Source organism: Escherichia sp. WS1450 (assembly GCF_046487395.1).
Classification (GTDB): Bacteria; Pseudomonadota; Gammaproteobacteria; order Enterobacterales; family Enterobacteriaceae; genus Escherichia; species Escherichia coli.
The window spans coordinates 1-538 of sequence record NZ_JBJQJO010000166.1 but is presented as its reverse complement, the minus strand read 5'-3'; the positions used below and the strand labels follow the sequence as shown (position 1 = coordinate 538).

2 protein-coding genes are annotated in these 538 nt (G+C 50.6%); both read right to left on the bottom strand.

What is annotated here, in order from left to right; translation table 11 throughout:
• Window positions 1-156: helix-turn-helix domain-containing protein (locus ACJHYR_RS28160; protein WP_172425226.1), on the bottom strand; the 156-nt coding region annotated here is incomplete at its 3' end.
• The gene (locus ACJHYR_RS28155) at window positions 146-325 is read right to left on the bottom strand and encodes a DUF4222 domain-containing protein (RefSeq protein ID WP_001250269.1); all 180 of its coding nucleotides are present in this window, start codon (window positions 323-325) and stop codon (window positions 146-148) included. The genes ACJHYR_RS28155 and ACJHYR_RS28160, both read right to left, overlap by 11 nt.
• Window positions 326-538: the final 213 nt, after the last annotated feature.

Here is a 538-nt window from a genome sequence, read left to right as displayed (position 1 = left end):
CGCGCCAATCTGGCGGGCAATGGTTTCAATTGATGGCCAGCACACACCTTCGTCATTACTGAAATCAGCCAGGCGGGCCATAATTGCCACGCTGGATAATTTCATGCCTGATGCAGCGCAACCATCCCATACATAGCCGGTTAATTTAGTGCTCATGACCGACCTCTATTTCCCTGAATTTACGACGAAACTGTTCGAGCGGGCTGAAGCACTCATGCTCATAGCCTTCGCGGAGGTAGATAACACGTTGTGTTTCCGGCTCCCAACGAATGACTCTGACGGGCACTCCGTAGTGATCTTTGAACCAGCGGTTAACTTGTCGCAAAGGACTGTCTCCTTCTGCCGGTTGAAATCACCCACAGCCCACTCTGCAAAGCTGTGGGTTACAATTTCCCTGTCACCTGGTACATTCACTGCATAGCAATATTCCACCTTCGCTTTTCCACCCGGTACAGGAAGCGCAATCAGTTGCGAGCGACGGTAGTGTGTTGTTAAACTGTTCATGCGTTAGTTTCTCCACAACCAGAAGCAATCGACG